The sequence below is a fragment of the Mycobacterium marseillense genome, assembly GCF_010731675.1.
In the GTDB taxonomy this organism is placed as follows: domain Bacteria; phylum Actinomycetota; class Actinomycetes; order Mycobacteriales; family Mycobacteriaceae; genus Mycobacterium; species Mycobacterium marseillense.
On the sequence record NZ_AP022584.1, the window covers coordinates 1,122,313 to 1,140,312 of the forward strand.

The following is an 18,000-nucleotide window of genomic DNA, read 5'->3' on the forward strand; positions in this document are numbered from 1 at the left end:
GTTCAGAATTCGAAACGGTTGAGCACGTCGTAGCCGCGCCCGCCCGTCACCCAGGTGACCTTGTAGATCATCCGCACCGCGGTCGACGGGATGTGCTCGTAACCGGCCAGCGCGGGCGTCTGCTCGAGAAACCGCAACCGAGGATGCCACGCCGCCACCTGGCGCGCGTCCCGGATGCCCCAGGCGATGATGCCCCGGGTGAAGACCTTGGACAACAGCGGGGCCAGCGCGGAGAGCGTATCGAAATGCATTTCTCCGCCGGGGAATCGGTCGATCAGACGCTGCAGCAGCCGCCGGACTTCCTCTTCGCGCAGATACATCAGCAACCCTTCGGCCACGACCAGGGTGGGACGCCCGGTGGGAACGCCATCCAGCCAGTGCAGTTCGGTCACCGACGAGCCGATCATCCGGTAGTGCTCGGTGTCGTCGTAGAGCTGCCGCCGCAACCCGATGACGCTGGGCTGGTCGACGTCGAACCACGAAACCGACGGTGGTAGGTCAAGCCGAAAGGCTCGCCCGTCCAGACCGCATCCCAGGTGCAGGACGACGGCGTCGGGATGACGCGAGAGGAAATCGGCGCACCAGTCGTCGAACTTCTTGGCGCGCAGGGCGACCAGGTATTGGTTGGAGGCGGGCAGCGTGCTGCGGCGCATGCGCTTGAAGTCGTAGCTGATCCGGTCCACCGCGTCCGCGGCGACGGTGTCGCCCAAGATCGGCCGCTTAGAACGGCTTTCGCACGCGCGCAGATACAGCGTGACGAGGTTCGTCCATTCCACCGAGCCCCAGGCGACCGAGCTGAAGTCGACTTTGTCCGTTGCGGTCATCGCTGCTTCCTCTTCGCTCGGTATTGCATCCACATTTCCATGAGCTGGTCGCGGTAGGCCTGCGTGCAGAACTCGCAGAAGTCCCGGAAGTCCTCGACGCGTTGCCGTTGTTCGGCACGGTCTTCGCCCAGCACCGACAGCGCGAATTCGGCGGGTTCGATGCCCCGCCGCATCAGCGACAACTGGGTTTCCAGCACGCTGGTGAACCCGCCCGGCGTGACCCGGTAGAGGTGCTGGCGGTTCGGGCTCGGCAACCGCTCCACCATGCCGCCTTCCAGCAACTGCCGGGCGACGGTGCTGATCGACGCCTTGCTCACGGACAACGCGGCGGCCAGCGCGGTCAGCGACTGCTGCGGCGGATCGCAGATCAGCAGCCACCCGTAGAGCCGGCCCATGGTGCGGGTGGCGCCGAGTAGTTCGAAGAACAGCCCGAGGCGGTCAACGAACTCGGCCTCTTCCGGCGACATACGCCTCCATCAGTTCGTTCAGTACATACTAAACGTAACGTACATCAGATGAAGCGCTCGCGGAACCCCGCCCGCGATCAGGGGCTCGGCTTGCGGGTCAGAATGCCTCGGGGTCCTGCTGCACTGCGGTCGGCACCGGGTGCCGATACAAGCGGGAGGCGTTCTCCCAGCTGAACTTACGGATGACGTCGGGCGGCAGGTCGCCGATCTGTTCGTGGATGGTCTGCTGGGTGTGCGGCCACGTCGAGTCGCAATGCGGGTAGTCGGCTTCCAGCATGATGTTGTCGACACCGATTCGGTCGCGCTGCACGAACGACGACTTGTCCTCGACCGCGCAGAACCAGAAGTTGCGGACCAACACCTCCGCGGGGGTCAGCCGCTCGCCGAGCGCCTGCCAGGTGCCATACATCGCGTGATAGCTGAGCATGTGGTCGAGGCGGTCGAGCAACCCTGCCACCCAACCGATTCCGCCCTCGGACAGGCAGACCTTGAGATCGGGGAACCTGCTGGGCAGGCCCGAGTACAACCAGTCCACCGCCGCGGAGATGGCGTAGGCGAAAAACAGCACGCCTTGGACATCCGGCGGCGCGTCCGCGGTGGTCGACGGCGACGACCCGGACGACCCGATGTGCAGGTTCACCACGGTGCCGGTCTCCGCGCACGCGGCCATCATCGGGTCCCAGTGGTCGGTGTGGATGCTCGGCAGGCCGAGCATCGCCGGGTTCTCGCTGAACGTCACGGCGTGAAAGCCACGGTCGGCGTTCTCATAGATCATCTTCGCGCCGAGCTCGGGGTCGAGCAGCCACGGCAATTGACAGGGGATGATGCGGTCGGGGTACGAGCCCGCCCAAACGTCGAAATGCCAGTCGTTCCATGCCCGCACGCAGGCCAGCGCCAGCTCGCGGTCGGCGGTCACCTGCTGCAGCCGCTGCCCGGCGAAGCCCGGCAGAAACGAGGGGAAGTTCAGCGAGGCGTAGATCCCGTTGAGGTCCATATCCTTGACGCGTTCGTGGATATCCCATGCGCCCCTGCGCATCTCGTCGAATCGGACGGGCTCGAACCCGTACTCCGCCACCGGCCGCCCGACCACGGCGTTGAAGCCGACGTTGGGCAGCTCCCGCCCGTCGTACACCCAGGTCTGTCCCCCGCCGTCGGTGTCGACGACCTTGGGCGCCCGGTCGGCGAATCTTCGGGGCAGCCGGCCGTTGAACGTGTCCGGGGGTTCGACGATGTGGTCGTCGACCGAGATCACGGTGTAGCGGCGCCGCGCCCGGGGCGGATCGGGCAGAAAGGTGACCGAACGCTCGGTGCCGGTCTTCGCCGTGGTGAAGCTCAGGTCGGTGGCCAGCTCGTCGATCGATTTCACGCGTGAATCTCCTTGTGGCTCAGAGGTGGGGCGAGCGGTCAGGTGAGCACATCGGGATCGGCCTTGATCGTCAGGCGCGCCGCCCCGGCCCAGTACACGTCGGCGGCGCGTTCGATCAGCGAGCGTTGCATGCCGGCCATGTCCGACCACTGCATGGCCACCGGCTCCTTGCCGGTGAGCATGACGTCGTAGGCCAGCTTGCAGACCCGCTCGATCGAGGCGGCGCGGTAGACGGCCTCGGGCAGGTTGCGGCCGGTCGCGATGACGCCGTGGTTGGCCAGGATGGTCAGGTTGGCCGCGCCGATGCGGGCCGCGAGATCCGCCGCCCGGGTGGGGCTGTCGATTTCGCCGTCGTAGGCCTCAACCAGGCACAGGTCGTCGAGGAACAGCGAACCGGTTTGATGCACCAGCTCCGGCAGCCTGCCCAGCGCGGCGAGCACGCAGACGTAGTAGGGGTGGTTGTGGATGACGACGCGGGCGTCGTCGCGGACGCGGTGCAGTTCGGTGTGGATGTGGATGGCCGGGGTGACGTCCCAGCGGCCGCCGACCACGCGCGCGTCGCCGTCCACCACGCAGATATCGGAGGCGGTGATCTCCTGCCACCACAGACCCCAGGGATTGACGAACATGTCCGTCTGACCGTCGAGCTGCCAGGTGATGTGCCCGGCCATGTTCTCGGCGAATCCGATGCCGGCGAGGTGACGGAACGCGATGGCGAGCGCCTGCTCGTGGGAGAGCTCGACGCCGATCGGCGGAACCACCGACGGCGCCCAGACTTCCAGCCCGCCACGGCGTGCGTCAGGTGCGTTCATGACCAGCCTCCATCCTGGCTCCAATATCCTCGCGAAGTCGGCCCTTGGCTATCTTTCCGCCCGACGAGCGGGGCAATTCGTCGAGAATGATGAGGCGTTCGGGCAGCAGTTCCTTGGAAACGCCCAGCGCCAGCAGGTGTTCGGCGAGCTCGGGGAGGTCGATGGTGGCCGGGCCGGTGAGTTCGGCGTAGAGGCAGACCTTTTCGCCGAACACCGGATCGGGCATGGCGACCGCCGCCGCCACCGCGATGGCGGGATGGGTGGTGACGGCGTCTTCGACCTGGCTTGCGCTGATGTTCTTGCCGCCGCGCACGATGAAATCGGAGGTGCGCCCGGTGACCCGCAGATAGCCGTCCGCGTCGATCTCACAGATGTCGCCCATGCGCATCCACCCGTCGCGGGTGAACAGCTTGTCGTGGTCGGTGCCGCCGAGGTAACCCAGGCTGGTGGCCGGGCCCCGGCATGCGGGCTGCCCCCACCCCGTTTCGGTGACGTCGCGGTCGCCGTCGAAGAGCCGCACCGACATTTCGGGGATGATCCGGCCCCCCGTCCGCAGCCGACGTTCACGCGAGTCATCGACGGTGGTCGCGCTGAGCATCCCCGTCTCGTTCGAGCCGAAGAACTGCAGGATCTTGGCGCCGGTGAGTTCCTCGAATTCGGCCGCGGGGCGATACGGCAATGCCTCCCCGCCGGTGTAGACGACGCGCAGCGAACTCAAGTCGTGCTCGCGGCTCACCGGGTCCGCCATCAACATAGTCAATTGCGTGCTGACACAACACAATACGCTGACCTTATGTCGGTCGATCGCTTCGCAGGTGGCTTTGGTCGTGAACCGGTCCAGGAGCACCGCGGTGGCGCCGAGGTAGATCGGCGTGGTGTGGCTGGTCCAGAGCCCGAACCCGAACGGCGTGGGTATCACCGGCAGGAAGACGTCGTCGGCCGTCAGCAGCCCGTTGGCGACGGCCTTCTGGTGGAAGTAACGCCAACGGTTCTGGGTGTGCACGACGCACTTGGGCAGCCCGGTGGTCCCAGAGGTCGAATTGATCAGGAAAACGTCGTCGGGGCCGAGCCGGGAGGCGGCCGCCGGCGCCGCGGGCTCGGCGTCGACGTCCAGGCGAAGCGCCCGGCTCAACAGCAGCGCGGGCAGTCCCAGTTCGTCGGCGACGCCCGCTGCGGCGTCGCGGTGGGGTTCGTCGCTGATCAGGACTTTCGGCTGGGCGCTGCGCAGTATCGCGGTGGCCTCGCGGGTGCCCGCCCGCGCGCCGACGCCGACGACCACAGCCCCGCAGCGTTCGATGGCGACGAACAGGGCGTGGATGGCCGCGGAGTCACCGTGCCATACCGCGACCCGATCCCCGCGCGCGATGCCGGTACCGGCCAGGGTCTGGGCCAAACGTGTTGCGATATCGTCGAATTCATGCCACGTCAGGGACGCCTTGGCGTGGTCGACATAGGCAGGACGGTCCGGTGTGTGTGCGGCGTTGCGGCGCACCGCGTCCGACAGCGTCGTGTCGCACCACCAGCCCTCGGCGCGAAACCGGGCCGGGTCCTGTTCGGAGAACGCCGGCGACGACTCGATATCCAGCCCACCGGCGCTCATCCGGTCAATGATAGGAAAACGAAGCGGGCGGCGGTCGCACTCCCGCCGAGAATCGACCGGTTAGGGATTCCTCGGGGCGGGAGTGGAGCGTTGCGTTTTGGCGGGAACGTTCGGAGGGTGGGGACGCGACTTATGGCAGTTGTGCAGGCACCCGCAATTGAGACCGATGATGCAGCCGTTTCCGCCGGTGGGTTGCACGGGCACCGCTCCGTCGGGGTCGCTTTGCGACACCTGCGCGGGGCCGGACAAAGCGGCTAACGTCGTCGGTTCAGCCGCGGTGCCGGGCGACCAGCCCAGCGCCAAGACCATCGCGGTGACCCCCACGCAGAACGCGGCTCCTGTTCTTTCGTTTCGCCTACCCACATGGCGCGACTCTAGTTAGGCCAAACGGGATGCACAGGACGCGCGCGGACCCGGAAGGACACTCCAAGGAGTCACCAAGAATCCTCTAAGGCCCGTCGCCGGAGGGTTGATTCGTTGCCCGGGACGACCTTTCCCGCGTCCGCGTCCGTCGCCGCGCCGTTGCCGTCCGGGTGGCGTAGATTGCCCCGCTGACCGCGAACATCGCTGCGGTCAACAACAGCCACCGCCCCAGGAACGGGTCCTGGGTCTGACCGGTCGCGGCCCGGTAGGTGGCGGCGCCCTGCTCGATGATCCCGGGAAGGAACACCAGCAGCGTGAGGCCCGCACCCAGCGCGGGCACCCGCAGATAGTTGAGCACGGGCACGCGCTGACCGGGACGCTGCGGTCGGCGTGCCGGCAACCGGTCGAGGAGCCGGTCGAGGCACGCGTAGAGCGGGAACAACACCAGGTCGTGGGCGACGATGGCGGCGGCGAACCACACGATAATCGACTGCCACCACACGTCGGGGTTCCACAACGTGGCCGGTCTGACCGTCGCGACCACGTAGCCCAGCAGCGCGAATCCCGCGATCATCGTCAGCAGGTGCAGCGGGTGGGACCCATAAAGCCTCACGAACGCGCTACGCATGTGCGGCCATCCGGAAGTCAATGGCGGCCACCCATTTGGTGTTGTGCACGCCGGGCAGCGCCGGCACGATGATGCGCGCGGGAAAGCCGTGGTCCGGGGACAGGTCGGTGCCGTTGACCCGCAGCGCCAGCAGCGCGTCCGGGTGCAGCACCTGGCTGCTCTGCAGGGTGGCGCCGGCGAAGGCACCGGAGCGCTCCAGCGACGACACGCGCGCCGATTCCGGTGCGGGCACACCGGCAAGGCGGGCGAGTTCGGCCAGCCGCACCCCGCTCCACGTTTGGGTGGTCGACCAGCCCTCCACGCAGGCGATCGGCAACGCGGCGGTGTGTTGCGGCATCGCCAGCAGGGCGGCGCGGTCCACGCTCACCGGCCGGGGTCCGCCGCTCAAGGTCAGCCGCCATCGGCCGGCGGTGTCCTCCGCAGAGATGCCGGCGGCCGCCGCGGTCCGGTTGACCTGGAAGTCAGTCGGCCCGCTCCCGCGGCTGCGCCCGCGCGGCAGGAGTAACGCGGCGGGCCGGGCGTACCCGCCCAGGGTTTGACCGGCGGTGATGACCGCGAGAAAGAAGGCGCCGCCGCCGACCAGCGCCAGCGCGCCGCGCCGGCTCATCGTCGCGGGGCCCGGGTGGGCGGCGACCAGGCCGTCGGGCTGCCAGGGCTCCGGCTCGGTGTCGGCCCGTCCGGTGCGCAGCACGTCGCGCAGTGACATCGAGCGCAGCCCGGACCACATGCGCCGGCTCTTGACCGCCACGTGCATGACGAATCCGGTGATGAAGACCCAGGCGCCGAAATAGTGGGCGGTGTAGAAGCTGAACCCGAAAATGTAGTCGTACTGGATGTTCAGCACCCCGGTGACGATCTCGAACAGGATGCCACCGACGAGCATCAGCAGCGAAACCCGTTCCAGCAGTTGGGCTATCGATCGTGCGGGCGGCAACACGAACAGCCTCGGTATCACCGACCACAGCTTGGCGAGCACCACGGGGATCAGGACCAACCCGAGTCCGACGTGGAGTCCCTGGGTCAGCCGGTACAGCCAGGACGGGTGGGTAGGCCACTGGAAACTCGGCAACTTCAGCCAGCCGACGTCGCCGGGAATCGCCTGGCCGAATTGCGGCCCGTAGGCGGCGTAGGACAGCAGACCCGTGAGGATGACGATGGGCAGCGTCACCAACAGCGCCGAGCCGAACACCGACGTCAGCCATGGCCCGCGCAGCGGGCTGCGCCAGAGCCGCGCGGGCAAGCGTTCGCCGCCGGAATCGACCGTCGGCTCGGTCTCGTCGGTGTCGGCGCTGCGGACGCGGGGCATCATCGATGATGATCCACGACCGGTCGCCGAAAATGGTTCAGATTGGACCTACATCGCGCCGGACGTGGGCGCTAGGTACGAGACGTGCACCGAATTCGTGCATACGCCCCACTCTCGGCGCGACCCGAGAGTGCGGTCAGTCTTTGCCGCGTGGCGGAGGCTGCACCTCGACGCCGGTGGCCTCGTGTTCGGGACCGGCGGCCGGGTGTTCGGCCGGGACCCGCTGCCTGAACCGGGTGCCTTCGCTGGGGCGTTCCGGGCCGCGACGGCCGGCCGGTTCGCGGTACGGGCCCGGCTTGGGGCGGGGCTTTCCACCGGGAAATGCCAACCGCAAGATGCTGCGTTGAACCATCAGCCACTGCTTTCCGAACGGGCCTGAGTTGTAAGGCAATTCGTAGCGCTCGCAGATGTCCTTGATCTTCGGCGCGATCTCCGAGTATCGGCTGCTGGGCATGTCGGGGTAGAGGTGATGCTCGACCTGATAGCCCAGGTTGCCGCTGATGATGTGGAACAGCGGGCTGCCCTCGATGTTCGCGGCGCCCAGCAGCTGGCGCACATACCAACCGCCGCGGGTCTCGTCCTCGACCTCCTCCTGAGTGAAGCTGTAGGCCTGGTCGGGAAAGTGGCCGCAGAAGATGATGGCGTTCGACCACACGTTGCGGATCAAGTTGGCGACGGCGTCAGCGCCCAGGGTTCGCAGGTAGGTGCTTTCCACACCGGGCGCGGTCTTGTCGAGGAAACCGGCCAGGGCCGCGATGCGACCCCTGTTCGACACCTTGCGCAGCCGCTTGCCCAGGCGTGATCGCGCCGGCTGCTCGATCCTGCCGCGCATAGCCAGCTGGGCCAGGGCGAATGCGCCGGCACTGATCAACGGCCAACCGAGATAGTCCTTGATGATCTGCGCGCGCGCCTTGCCGCTGATGCCCTTGAGGTCCTTGCGCACCTCCGACCACGGCTTCTCACGACGCCGGATGGCCTCGATATCCATGTCGTGGATCGCCACACCCCACTCGAACAGGAGCATCAGCAGCACGTTGGAGATCGGCTGAAACAGGTAGCGCGGGACCCACTTCTGCGCGGGGTCGATCCGCAGGAGTTCGTAGCCGAGGTCTTTGTCCTTGCCGAGGATGTTCGTGTACGTGTGGTGGATGTAGTTATGGGAGTGCTTCCAGGATTCCGCGGTCGATGCGGTATCCCAATCCCACACCGAGGAATGGATATCGGGATCGTTCATCCAATCCCATTGACCGTGCATCACGTTGTGGCCGATCTCCATGTTCTCCAAGATCTTGGCCATGCCGAGGCAGGCGGTGCCCAGCGCCCATGCGATCTTCGACCTGGAGGCCAGCAGCAGCACCCGGCCGACCACCACGATCTGCCGCTGCGCCGAGATGACGGTCTTGATGTACCGACGGTCCCGGTCCCCCAGGTCGGCGAAGACCTCGTCATGAATCGCATCCAGCTCTTTGGCGAGCTTTTCGATTTCCTGCTCGCTCAGCCGGTCCAGTGGGCTTTCTCGCCCGGTTTTCTTCACGGCGCTGGTCATGAGCCGCTCCTTTCCATCACAGTTCGAGTTCCACGTCGCCTTCGGCGGTGTTGATGCAGATGCGGACGTCCTGTTCGGTCGGCTCGATGACGTCACCCGAGCGCAGGTCGCGCAGCCGTCCCGATTTCAGCGTCCCGACGCAGGTATGGCAGATGCCGATGCGGCAGCCGTAGGCCAGGTTCAGGCCGGCCTTCTCCCCCGCCTCCAAAATCGATGTGCCACCGTCACATTCGACGGACTTCTCGCTGTCGAGAAAGCACACTGTGCCGCCCTCGCCGGCGTTGGCGTCGCCGCCGATCTTGGGCTGGAACCGTTCGAAATGCAGCCGTTCGCGGTCGGCGTTGGCCTCCCAGTGCTCGATCAGTGCGTCGAGCATGTCACCGGGGCCCGAGCTGAAGGTCTCGCGTTCGCGCCAGTCGGGGCAGGCTTCGTCCAAGTCACCCGGCTTGAGCCGGCCCCGCTCGCCGGTCAGGCGCAGATCCAGCCGCATCCCGGGGTGGCGGCGGGCGAGGTCTTCGAGGACGGACAAAAACATCACCTGCTCGCGGGTGCGCGCGGAGTGGATGACCACGACGTCACCGAACGCGTCGCGATGGTCGAGGCTGCGAAGCATGCTGATCACCGGCGTGATGCCGCTGCCGGCGCTGATGAACAGCAGCTTGGGCGGCAGCGGTTCGGGCAGGGTGAACACGCCCTCGATCTCGCCGAGCCGGACCAGGTCCCCCGGCTGGATCCGCTGCACCAGATACGGCGACACCACGCCGCCGTCCACCTTCTTGGGCGTCACGCTGATCAGCCCGTCTTCGGGCGCCGGATCCGACGTCAGCGAATACGCGCGCCAGTGGTAGACGCCGTCGATGACGACGCCAAGCCGCACGTACTGCCCGGGCTGGTGACCAGGCCATTCATAGCCGGGCTTGATCAGGACGCTGGCCGCTTCCGAGCCTTGCGGCTCCACGCGCTCGACCTTTCCGCGCAGCTCCTTGGTGGTCCACAGCGGATTGATCATCTCGAGGTAGTCGTCGGGCTGTAGCGGGCTGAACAATCGCCGCACAGCACGCAGGAACATCCGACGCCCCCGGGGGACGTGGGGCTGGGCACCGCGTTCAGCCATGTCCCGAGAGTACACAGATGTACACCGAGGCTAAACATCGATATGAAACATGTTGCAGCGCAACGTTAGACATATGCGCAACGCGGCTATTGCACACGCTTACCCGTTCACTGGCGGGTGTCGCGGAGGTTTGGGGCTGGCACGATACGCAACGCAGGCGTGCCCCGGGTGACCCTCGCCCAAACATTTGTTCAGATCGGCGGCACGCCCTGCGCGGCTAATGTCGGTGGTTGTGTTGATCGGCTTTCTCCTCGCTTTGGGTTGCTCGGTCTGTTACGGCACCGCGACCGTGTTGCAAGCGGCGGGAACCCGCTCCGTGGAAGCCGGCAGCGGTTCGGGCGTCGACACCGTGTTGCTGTTGCGGGCCGCCCGGCAGTGGCGCTACCTGATCGGCGTCGGTCTCGACGTCGTCGGGTTTCTGCTTCAGGTGGCCGCGCTGCGGTTGGTGCCGATTTATGTCGTCGCGGCGGCGTTGGCCGCGTCGATCGCGGTCACCGGCGTAGTGGCCGCATGGGTCTTGTCGGCGCGGCTGTCGCCCGCGGAATGGACGGCCGTCGGCGTGGTTTGTGTCGGCCTCGTGGCCCTCGCCCTGGCCGCCGGGCCCGGGCACTTTCGACATGCCCCGGCCGGGCTCGGCTGGGGGCTGTTGGGCGTGGCGGCCGCGATCTTCGTCGCCGGCGCCGCCGCCGGGCGACTGCCCGACCGTGCGCGTGCGCTCGCCCTGGGCCTGGGAGCCGGCAGCGGATTCGGGGTCGTCGAGGTCGGCGTGCGCCTGATCGACGTGATGGATCCGACCAAGCGCTCGTTCTACACCAACCCCGCCTTGTACGCGGCCGCGGTCGGCGGGGCGGCGGGGTTTCTGTTGCTCACTTCGGCGCTACATCGCGGCTCGGTGACCGCGGCGGTCGCGGGCATGGTGGTCGGCGAGACACTCGCGCCGGCGTTCGTCGGAGTGGCCTGGCTGGGCGACACCGCGCGCGACGGGCTGGGCTGGTTGGTGATCGCCGGGTTTGCCGTCGCGGTGTCCGGAACGCTGGTGCTGGCGCGGTTCGGGGAAGCACCCGCACCGGTCACCCCTGTCTCAGGACCCTGATTCAACCGCCCGCGCATATGTGGTGCCGCGGGCGGGCCGCGCCCACAACACCCCACCCTGCGCGCTGACGCCCGCGGCGATGAGCGCGCGCTTGAGGATCTTGTTGGTCGCGGTCGCGGGCAGCTGATCGTTGATGCGCACGTAGCGCGGCCACGCCTTGGGTGACAGATCGGGCTGCGAGGCCAGGAACTCACCGAAAGCGGCCGGCGTCAGGTCCGCCCCGGCGCGCGGCACGATCGCGGCCATCACCTGGTCGCCGACCCGCTCGTCGGGGACGGCGTAGACGGCCACCTGGCTGATCCCGGGCAGGCGCGCCAGGATCCGCTCGATCGGGGCGGCCGCCAGGTTCTCCCCGTCCACCCGCATCCAGTCCGAGGTGCGGCCGGCCAGGTAGATCCAGCCGTCGGCGTCCCGGTAGGCCAAATCGCCCGACCAGTACATCCCGTGCCGCATCCGCTCGGCCGTGGCGCCGGGATCGTTGTAGTAGCCGACGAAGGGTCCGGCTCCCTGGGTGTTGACGAGCTCGCCGACGGCCTCGTCGAAGTTGGTCAGCACCCCGTGCGCGTCGAACTTCGCGACGGCGCATTCGGTCAGTGTGGTCGAGTTGTAGATGCTCACCCCGGGGTAGGGCTTGCCGATCGAGCCGGGCGGGGTGCCGTCTTCGCGGACCACGATCACCGCGAACTCGCTGGATCCGAAACTGTCCACCACGCGGCAGCCGAAACGCCGTGCGAATTCGGCGATGTCGCGGTCGGTCGCCTCGTTGCCGAAGGCCACACGCAAGGTGTTCTCGGCGTCGTCGGGACGCTCCGGGGTGGACAGGATCAACGCCAGGGGCTTACCGACGTAGTTCAGGTAGGTCACGTGGTGGCGCCGCACGTCCTCCAGGAAGCGGTTCGGTGAGAACTTGGCCGGCACCATGGTGGCCCCGCTGCCGATCGCGACCGCCCACCCGGCCGCGACGCCGTTGGAGTGAAACAGCGGCATCGCCAGGTAACACACGTCGGCGGCGGTGACGTCGTACTGGTAGATCAGGCTGGCGCCGCACATGATCGCCATGCCGTGCGCGAACCGGACCACCTTAGGGTCACCGCTGGTCCCCGAGGTGAAGATCATCATGAACGTGTCGGCGGCGGCGACCTCGCGATGCGGGGTCAGCGGCGGGGCCGCGGCCAGCGCCTCGGCGTAACTCGCCCCGCCCACGTCGACAACCTGAATCCCGTTGAGATCCAACCCCTCCAGCAGGGGTAGGTGATCGCGGTCGACGAGCAGGATCTGGCAGTCCGAGCGCCGGATGTCGGCGAGCAGCGCGGGGCCGCGGCGGGTCGTGTTGAGGCCGCACAACACGTAGCCGCCGAGCGCAGCCGCGGCCATCGCCCGCAGCATGGCCGGCGAATTCCCCAGTGCCGCACCGACATGCAACGGCCGGGCGGGATCGGCGCGTGCGATCAGGGCCGCGGCTTCGGCCTCGGCTTCGGCGAGGTACTCGCGCCAGGTCCACGTCTTTTCGCCGTGGGCGATCGCGGGGGTGTCGTCGTTTCGGCGCTGTCGCAGCAGCTGCTGCACCGTCTCGAGCTGCATCGTCTCGGTCATCGGGTCCTCAGCACCAACCCGGCGTAGTCGCGGGCGGCCACGTCGTCGCAGTGCCGGCGGTAGGTACCGAACCCGCCGATGTAGGGCATGAAGACCCGCTTCTTGCCTTCGATGTTGGCGCCCAGGTACCACGACGATGCGGCCCGCGGGAACAGCGTCCGCTCGGCCGCTTCGGCCACCTGCTCGGTCCATTCGACGGCGGCGTCGCGGCAGGGTTCGACCTCGCTCACACCGAGTCGCCGGGCGGCCTGCACCAGGTCGATGACCCAGTCGACCTGAACCTCGGCGTGCAGCACCATGTTTGCCAGCACCGACGGGCTGCCCGGGCCGCTGACGGTGAACAGGTTCGGCAGGCCCGGCACCATCAGGCCGAGAAAGGTGATGGGTCCGTCGGACCAGATGTCGCGCAGCCGCTCGCCCCCGGGACCGCGCGGGTTGATGCGGGTCAGCGCCCCGGTCATGGCGTCGAATCCGGTCGCGAACACCAGCACGTCGCAGGGATAGGTCGTCGTCGTGGTCCGCACGGCGTCGGCGGTGATCGCCTCGATGGGCTCGCGGCGCAGATTCACCAACCGCACGTTGTCGCGGTTGAAGGTGGCGTAGTAGCCGTCGTCGGTGCAGATCCGCTTGGTCCCGATCGGGTGATCGACCGGGATAAGATCGGTGGCGACCGCCGGATCGGTGACGATTTCCCGGATGCGGTCCTCGGCGAACTTCCTGGCGACCTCGTTGGCGGACGGGTCGCTGGTCTGGTCGGGGAAGGTCTTGGCGAAAAGGACGCCGCCCTCGCGCCAGCGCTTCCACAGCGCTTCGGCCCGCTCCTCGGGGTCGGTGTCGACGGCGTTCTTGTGGTAGGTGCCGTGCGGCGTGCCCGCCGACGCGTAGGCCGATGCGCGGCGACGGTCGGGGTACTGCTCCTGGATCTGGCGCTGTTCGTCGGCCGACCAGGGCCGGTTGGGCATCGGGATGGTGTAGTTCGCCGATCGCTGGAATACGACGAGGTTTTCGGCCTGCGCGGCGATGATCGGGGTCACCTGGATCCCCGAGGATCCGGTGCCGACGAGCCCCACGCGCTTGCCGCGCAGCTCGGGATCTTCCCGCGGCCACGCGGCGGTGAAATACACCTCGCCCGAAAAGCCCTCCACGCCGGGGATATCGGGCCGGTTGACCGCTGACAGGCAGCCGGTGGCGCACACGAGGAACGGTGCCGTCTGGCTTTCGCCGGTCGCGGTGTCGACCTGCCACCGGCCTCGCTCGAAGGCAGCGTCGACGACGTCGACGCCGAACCGGTAGTGGCGGCGCAGGTCGAAGCGGTCGGCGACGTGCCGAAGGTAAGCAAGGATCTCCGGTTGGGCCGCGAAACGTTCGGTCCACTGCCAGCTGCGCTGCAGCTCTTCGTCGAAAGAATAGGAATAGTCCACACTCTCGACGTCGCAACGTGCGCCCGGATAGCGGTTCCAGTACCAGGTGCCGCCCACATCGGGCGCGGCCTCGAGGGCGGTCACCGACAGGCCGGCCGAAGCGGCCCGGTGCACGGCGTAGAGCCCGGCGAACCCGGCGCCGATGACGATGACGTCGCTCACCTCGGTCATGCCGGCCGGTACTTCAGTAGCGTGACCCCGCCTTCGAGGTCACTAAACACCGGCTCCACCCGCATCCCGATCCGGATGTCGTCGGGATCGACGTCGACCAGCTCGGTGCTGAACTTCGGTCCCACGTCCCATCGCACCACCGCGAGCAGCTGCGGCAGCGCGTCGGCCCACGGCGGCCCAGTGGGCCGGCGGGCGATCGTGAAGGTGTACAGCGTTGCGGCGCCGTCGATCTCACGCCATTCCAGGTCATCGGCGAGGCTGCCCGGGGCGAGGGTGCGCGGGTAGAACACGTAGCGCTGCAGCGACGGCGAGTACTGCACCAGGATGCGGCGCTGCGCCAGGCCGTCCCAGAACGGTTGGGAGACCGGCGTGGGCTCGGGGGCGGGTGCATCGGCGCGGCGGTTCATCGTTAATCCCCCCGCAGGAGCAGCGCGACCTGCTCGCTCATGATGCCGCCGTTACCTGTCACGAACGCGGTGTGGCAGTCGGGCACCTGCGCGTCGCCGGCGCGTCCCATGACTTGGCGCGCGCCGTCGACCACATGGTGCATGCCGCCGGCCATTCCGGCCTGACCGAAGGACAATTGCCCGCCCGCGGTATTGAGCGGGAAGTCCCCGCGGTAGGTCAGGTCGTGTTCGCTAATCCACGACATGCCTGTGCCTTTCGCGCAAAATCCGGCGTCCTCCAGGCTCATCAGCACCGTGATGGTGTAGCAGTCGTAGATGGAGGCGACGTCGACGTCGGACCGGCCCAGCCCGGCCATCGCGAAGGCCCGTTCGGCGGCGCGCGCGATGGGTGTGGACAGCAGGTCGTCCGCGTAGGTGGGGGTCTTGAAGGCGATGTGTTCGCCGAAGCCCGTGATCCACACCGGACGGTGGCGGGCGCGGCGCGCGATGTCGGCGTTGGCGATCAACACCGCCGCTCCCCCGTGCACGCGCATCACCGTTTCCAGCATGTGGATGGGGTCGGCGATCATCGGGCTGTCCAGCACGTCGTTAACCGTGATCGGGGCGCCGTGAAAGACCGCGCCGGGGTGCGCGCCCGCGTTGGTGCGTTGGTCGACGGCGATCTTGGCGACGGCGGCGGGGTCGTAACCGAACTCGGCCGCGTACCGCTGGGCGATCTGCGCGTAGGGCGCGTTTTGGCCGACGTTGCCGTAGGGGATCTCGAATTCGGCCTGCGGCGAACCGTAGTTGTTGGAGGAGGCGCCATACCAGTTCGGGTCGGGCGCGGGCCGCCGCTCGGACTGCGGCACCGACGCCGACCCGGGCACCACGGCCAGTGCGGCCTCGCAGATGCCGAGTTCGACGGCCGCCGCGGCCCGCCACACCATGCCGGCCGCGGTGGCCCCACCCAAATCGACCCTTTCACCGAAATCCAGTGCCAGACCCAGGTATTCGCACAGGGTGGCCGGGGCGAACATCACCGATTCGGCGACGCCGTGGGTCAACAGGCCGTTGACGCAACCCGGCTCGATGCCGGCGTCCTCGATCACCAGCTTCGCCAGCAGCGCGTACTGGTCGAGGGTGAACTGCGCCGGCCGGGTGGGACGCCGTTCTGCCGGCAACTCGGCGATGCCGACGATCGCGGCTTCCCCGCGCAGCCCGCTCATGCCTGGTTCTCCCGCCGCGGCAGCGCGACCGTCGCGCTGCCCGGCATCAGCACCGTGTCGCCGCGGCGACCGGCGATGTCGAGATCGACCAGGCCGTATCCCCCAAACCCGTTGTCGCCCGGGCGTTTGCCGGTGACCTCCCCCCCGAAACTCAGCGGCTCACCGGGATAGGCGATCGCCCGGTTTTGTACCGAGAACGTGACGAGGCGGCCCCGCCCGCCGATCCAGTCCCCGAGGGCGCGGGCCAGCAGCGCCGCCTGCAGCGGGCCGTGCACCAGCACGTTGTCGTATCCCTCGGTGTCGCGGGCCCACTCCTTGTCGTAGTGGATGCGGTGGCCGTTGTACGTAGCGGCGGAGAAGAAGAACATCTGGGTTTCGTCGACCGTGATACTCAGCGTGGGGATGTGATCGCCCACGGCGACGTCGTCATAAAAGACCTGCGGGTCGCTCATGGGCGGGCGATCATCGACGTGGACGCCTCGGCCAGCAGGTCGCGGTCCTGGTTGCGGTACACCGTGTGCCAGGTGACGAGGACGAATCTCCCGGAGCGACCCTGCTTTTCGACGATCGACTCGATGGTGCGGACCATTTCGATTTCGTCGCGGTGGTAGGCCGGCAGGTGGAAGGTGAAGCTCTCCCCGCCGGCCATCCGCTTGGGGGCACGGGGAAACGCGAGGCTGCCGGAGACCGCGCCGGACGATCCGTCGGGACGCAGCGACTCGAGCCGCGACACCCCAAGGATCGCGTACTGCAGAAACAGCGGTGGGCAGATGACATCGCGAAAGCCGTTGGCGCGGGCGTAGTCCGGGTCGAAATACAACGGGTTGTTCTCCCCCACCGCCGCCGCCCACCGCTGCCAATCGCGCCGGTTCACCTCACCGGTCGCCGACGCGGCGACGGTGCCCACCCGCGACGCCGACTCCGCGTCGATCAAGCTGTCCTCACTCACCCGCGCTCCCTTCCCTCATGGTCTCCTCGAGCCACGACGCCGCGACGTCGGCACCGCCGCCGAGCGTCGCTCCGAGGCGGGCCCGTTCGCTGAACAGATGCAGGTCCGTCTCGGTGACATAGCCCATCCCGCCGTGCAGTTGGTGGGCGTCCAGCGTGATCAGCCGGGCGGCGGTGGCCGCATGGATGCGGGCGATGGCCGTTTCCCTGCTCGCGGTGCGGCCGCGCCCCAGCCAGAAGACCGCCGCGTGGGAGGCCAATCGCGCGGCCGCCAGGGCGATGTGCATGTCGGCGATCAGATGCTGGGCCGCCTGAAACGAGGCGATGGGCCGGCCGAACTGATGACGCAGCTTGGTGTAGTCGACGGTGCGGTCCAGCACGGCCTGCCCGACCCCGACCAGGTCGAGTGATCCCAGCGCCACCGCGGAGTTGGCCAGCCAACGAAGCCCCGCCGCGGTGACGCCGTCGAGCACGGCATCGTCGGCCACGGGCGTGTCGTCGAAGCGCACCGTGAACGCCCGGTGCCCGCCGACCATGTCGAGCGGTTCGATGCTCACACCTCCGGCGTGCGCGTCGACGACGAAGACCAGCGTGCGTTCGGCAGTGTCCCGCAACGAGGCGGCCGACACCACGATGAGGTCGGCGACGTCGGCGTCGGCGACGTAGTCCGCGGTTCCGTTGAGCCGCCACCGGTTCGGGGTGGCGTCGGCGCGCAGCGTCGGGGCGCCCAGCGCGGCGTCGCGGGCGTTCCACAGCGCGGTGGTGGCGCGGACGCTGCCGGACGCGAGCGGCGGTAGCCAGGCCGCCTTGGCCTCTGGGGAGCCGAGCCGGTCGACGGCGAGGGCGGCGTGCACGCTGCTGTGCACGGTCGTCGGGCACAGCGCGCGGCCGGCTTCGGTATAGAACACGGCCAGGTCGTCGAGGGTGCCGCCGGCGCCACCGTATTCCTCGGCGATGGCGAGGCCGAAGACGCCCGCGTCGGCGAGCGCCTTCCACAGCGCGGGCGTGCGGCGGTCCGCGCCCGGTTCGTCGCGGGTGCGCACCAGGCTGACCGGGTTCTCGGCGGCCAGCAGGGCGCGTAACGCCGCGGCGAACTCGCGCTGTTCGGCGGACAGGATCGTCTTCATCGGTGGTGT

Annotated in this window: 17 protein-coding genes; 1 reads left to right on the top strand and 16 read right to left on the bottom strand. The window is 68.2% G+C overall.

The window, feature by feature from the left end:
* Positions 1-2: 2 nt before the first annotated feature.
* The 9 genes from G6N26_RS05065 to G6N26_RS05105 all read right to left on the bottom strand — a co-directional run bounded on the left by G6N26_RS05065 (position 3) and on the right by G6N26_RS05105 (position 10,026).
* Positions 3-824, bottom strand: coding sequence for a class I SAM-dependent methyltransferase (locus tag G6N26_RS05065; protein ID WP_083018588.1), 822 nt, complete (start codon positions 822-824; stop codon positions 3-5).
* Complete coding sequence (locus G6N26_RS05070) at positions 821-1,291, bottom strand: GbsR/MarR family transcriptional regulator (protein WP_083018590.1); 471 nt, start codon at positions 1,289-1,291, stop codon at positions 821-823. The genes G6N26_RS05065 and G6N26_RS05070 overlap by 4 nt, the downstream gene beginning before the upstream one ends.
* A 97-nt stretch (positions 1,292-1,388) precedes the next feature.
* The gene (locus tag G6N26_RS05075; protein WP_067176922.1) at positions 1,389-2,657 is read right to left on the bottom strand and encodes an amidohydrolase family protein; all 1,269 of its coding nucleotides are present in this window, start codon (positions 2,655-2,657) and stop codon (positions 1,389-1,391) included.
* 38 nt (positions 2,658-2,695) lie between these two features.
* Positions 2,696-3,469, bottom strand: coding sequence for a class II aldolase/adducin family protein (locus G6N26_RS05080; protein ID WP_067176919.1), 774 nt, complete (start codon positions 3,467-3,469; stop codon positions 2,696-2,698).
* Positions 3,456-5,069, bottom strand: coding sequence for a class I adenylate-forming enzyme family protein (locus tag G6N26_RS05085; protein ID WP_083018592.1), 1,614 nt, complete (start codon positions 5,067-5,069; stop codon positions 3,456-3,458). Before G6N26_RS05085 ends, G6N26_RS05080 begins: the two co-directional genes overlap by 14 nt.
* 448 nt (positions 5,070-5,517) lie before the next feature.
* Positions 5,518-6,060 carry a hypothetical protein gene (locus tag G6N26_RS05090; protein WP_083018594.1) on the bottom strand — a complete coding sequence of 181 codons (543 nt, stop codon included), beginning with the start codon at positions 6,058-6,060 and terminating at the stop codon, positions 5,518-5,520.
* Positions 6,053-7,369, bottom strand: a complete 1,317-nt coding sequence (locus G6N26_RS05095) for a molybdopterin-dependent oxidoreductase (RefSeq protein WP_083018596.1) — start codon at positions 7,367-7,369, stop codon at positions 6,053-6,055. Before G6N26_RS05095 ends, G6N26_RS05090 begins: the two co-directional genes overlap by 8 nt.
* A 133-nt stretch (positions 7,370-7,502) precedes the next feature.
* Positions 7,503-8,912: a fatty acid desaturase family protein gene (locus G6N26_RS05100; protein WP_067174088.1), complete on the bottom strand. Its 1,410-nt coding sequence runs from the start codon at positions 8,910-8,912 to the stop codon at positions 7,503-7,505.
* Positions 8,913-8,928: 16 nt separating this feature from the next.
* Entirely contained in the window at positions 8,929-10,026 is a 1,098-nt protein-coding gene (locus tag G6N26_RS05105) for a ferredoxin reductase (protein ID WP_067174086.1), read from the bottom strand.
* Between the two features lie 220 nt (positions 10,027-10,246).
* Here G6N26_RS05105 and G6N26_RS05110 point away from each other — a divergent pair, with 220 nt between their 5' ends.
* On the top strand, positions 10,247-11,119 hold the full coding sequence (locus G6N26_RS05110; RefSeq protein ID WP_067174082.1) for a DMT family protein: 873 nt from the start codon (positions 10,247-10,249) through the stop codon (positions 11,117-11,119).
* On the opposite strand, the gene fadD1 is transcribed toward G6N26_RS05110, so the two are convergent.
* Genes fadD1 through G6N26_RS05145 form a run of 7 tightly spaced genes read right to left on the bottom strand, consistent with a single transcriptional unit; the run spans position 11,108 to position 17,991 of the window.
* Complete coding sequence (gene fadD1, locus G6N26_RS05115) at positions 11,108-12,712, bottom strand: fatty-acid--CoA ligase FadD1 (RefSeq protein WP_225323423.1); 1,605 nt, start codon at positions 12,710-12,712, stop codon at positions 11,108-11,110. The two genes, G6N26_RS05110 and fadD1, sit on opposite strands and share 12 nt — an antisense overlap.
* Positions 12,709-14,304 carry a flavin-containing monooxygenase gene (locus G6N26_RS05120; RefSeq protein WP_083018598.1) on the bottom strand — a complete coding sequence of 532 codons (1,596 nt, stop codon included), beginning with the start codon at positions 14,302-14,304 and terminating at the stop codon, positions 12,709-12,711. Before G6N26_RS05120 ends, fadD1 begins: the two co-directional genes overlap by 4 nt.
* Positions 14,301-14,711 (bottom strand): Zn-ribbon domain-containing OB-fold protein, encoded by a 411-nt coding sequence (locus G6N26_RS05125; protein ID WP_083018600.1) that lies wholly within the window; start codon positions 14,709-14,711, stop codon positions 14,301-14,303. The genes G6N26_RS05120 and G6N26_RS05125 overlap by 4 nt, the downstream gene beginning before the upstream one ends.
* 2 nt (positions 14,712-14,713) lie before the next feature.
* A complete protein-coding gene (locus tag G6N26_RS05130; RefSeq protein WP_083018602.1) occupies positions 14,714-15,916 on the bottom strand; it encodes a thiolase family protein in 1,203 nt (400 codons plus the stop codon).
* Positions 15,913-16,368: a MaoC/PaaZ C-terminal domain-containing protein gene (locus G6N26_RS05135; RefSeq protein WP_067174068.1), complete on the bottom strand. Its 456-nt coding sequence runs from the start codon at positions 16,366-16,368 to the stop codon at positions 15,913-15,915. The genes G6N26_RS05130 and G6N26_RS05135 overlap by 4 nt, the downstream gene beginning before the upstream one ends.
* A complete protein-coding gene (locus G6N26_RS05140) occupies positions 16,365-16,865 on the bottom strand; it encodes a MaoC family dehydratase (RefSeq protein WP_067174064.1) in 501 nt (166 codons plus the stop codon). The genes G6N26_RS05135 and G6N26_RS05140 overlap by 4 nt, the downstream gene beginning before the upstream one ends.
* On the bottom strand, positions 16,858-17,991 hold the full coding sequence (locus G6N26_RS05145) for an acyl-CoA dehydrogenase family protein (RefSeq protein WP_067174061.1): 1,134 nt from the start codon (positions 17,989-17,991) through the stop codon (positions 16,858-16,860). Before G6N26_RS05145 ends, G6N26_RS05140 begins: the two co-directional genes overlap by 8 nt.
* Between the last annotated feature and the right edge of the window lie 9 nt (positions 17,992-18,000).

What these genes read in the sequence shown, in the direction of transcription:
- G6N26_RS05085 (WP_083018592.1), bottom strand. Translation starts at nt 5,069, where the DNA reads ATGAGCGCCGGTGGGCTGGATATCGAGTCGTCGCCGGCGTTCTCCGAA.
- G6N26_RS05065 (WP_083018588.1), bottom strand. Translation starts at nt 824, where the DNA reads ATGACCGCAACGGACAAAGTCGACTTCAGCTCGGTCGCCTGGGGCTCG.
- G6N26_RS05135 (WP_067174068.1), bottom strand. Translation starts at nt 16,368, where the DNA reads ATGAGCGACCCGCAGGTCTTTTATGACGACGTCGCCGTGGGCGATCAC.
- G6N26_RS05130 (WP_083018602.1), bottom strand. Translation starts at nt 15,916, where the DNA reads ATGAGCGGGCTGCGCGGGGAAGCCGCGATCGTCGGCATCGCCGAGTTG.
- fadD1 (WP_225323423.1), bottom strand. Translation starts at nt 12,712, where the DNA reads ATGACCGAGACGATGCAGCTCGAGACGGTGCAGCAGCTGCTGCGACAG.
- G6N26_RS05070 (WP_083018590.1), bottom strand. Translation starts at nt 1,291, where the DNA reads ATGTCGCCGGAAGAGGCCGAGTTCGTTGACCGCCTCGGGCTGTTCTTC.
- G6N26_RS05145 (WP_067174061.1), bottom strand. Translation starts at nt 17,991, where the DNA reads ATGAAGACGATCCTGTCCGCCGAACAGCGCGAGTTCGCCGCGGCGTTA.
- G6N26_RS05110 (WP_067174082.1), top strand. Translation starts at nt 10,247, where the DNA reads ATGTCGGTGGTTGTGTTGATCGGCTTTCTCCTCGCTTTGGGTTGCTCG.
- G6N26_RS05095 (WP_083018596.1), bottom strand. Translation starts at nt 7,369, where the DNA reads ATGATGCCCCGCGTCCGCAGCGCCGACACCGACGAGACCGAGCCGACG.
- G6N26_RS05090 (WP_083018594.1), bottom strand. Translation starts at nt 6,060, where the DNA reads ATGCGTAGCGCGTTCGTGAGGCTTTATGGGTCCCACCCGCTGCACCTG.
- G6N26_RS05100 (WP_067174088.1), bottom strand. Translation starts at nt 8,912, where the DNA reads ATGACCAGCGCCGTGAAGAAAACCGGGCGAGAAAGCCCACTGGACCGG.
- G6N26_RS05125 (WP_083018600.1), bottom strand. Translation starts at nt 14,711, where the DNA reads ATGAACCGCCGCGCCGATGCACCCGCCCCCGAGCCCACGCCGGTCTCC.
- G6N26_RS05080 (WP_067176919.1), bottom strand. Translation starts at nt 3,469, where the DNA reads ATGAACGCACCTGACGCACGCCGTGGCGGGCTGGAAGTCTGGGCGCCG.
- G6N26_RS05120 (WP_083018598.1), bottom strand. Translation starts at nt 14,304, where the DNA reads ATGACCGAGGTGAGCGACGTCATCGTCATCGGCGCCGGGTTCGCCGGG.
- G6N26_RS05105 (WP_067174086.1), bottom strand. Translation starts at nt 10,026, where the DNA reads ATGGCTGAACGCGGTGCCCAGCCCCACGTCCCCCGGGGGCGTCGGATG.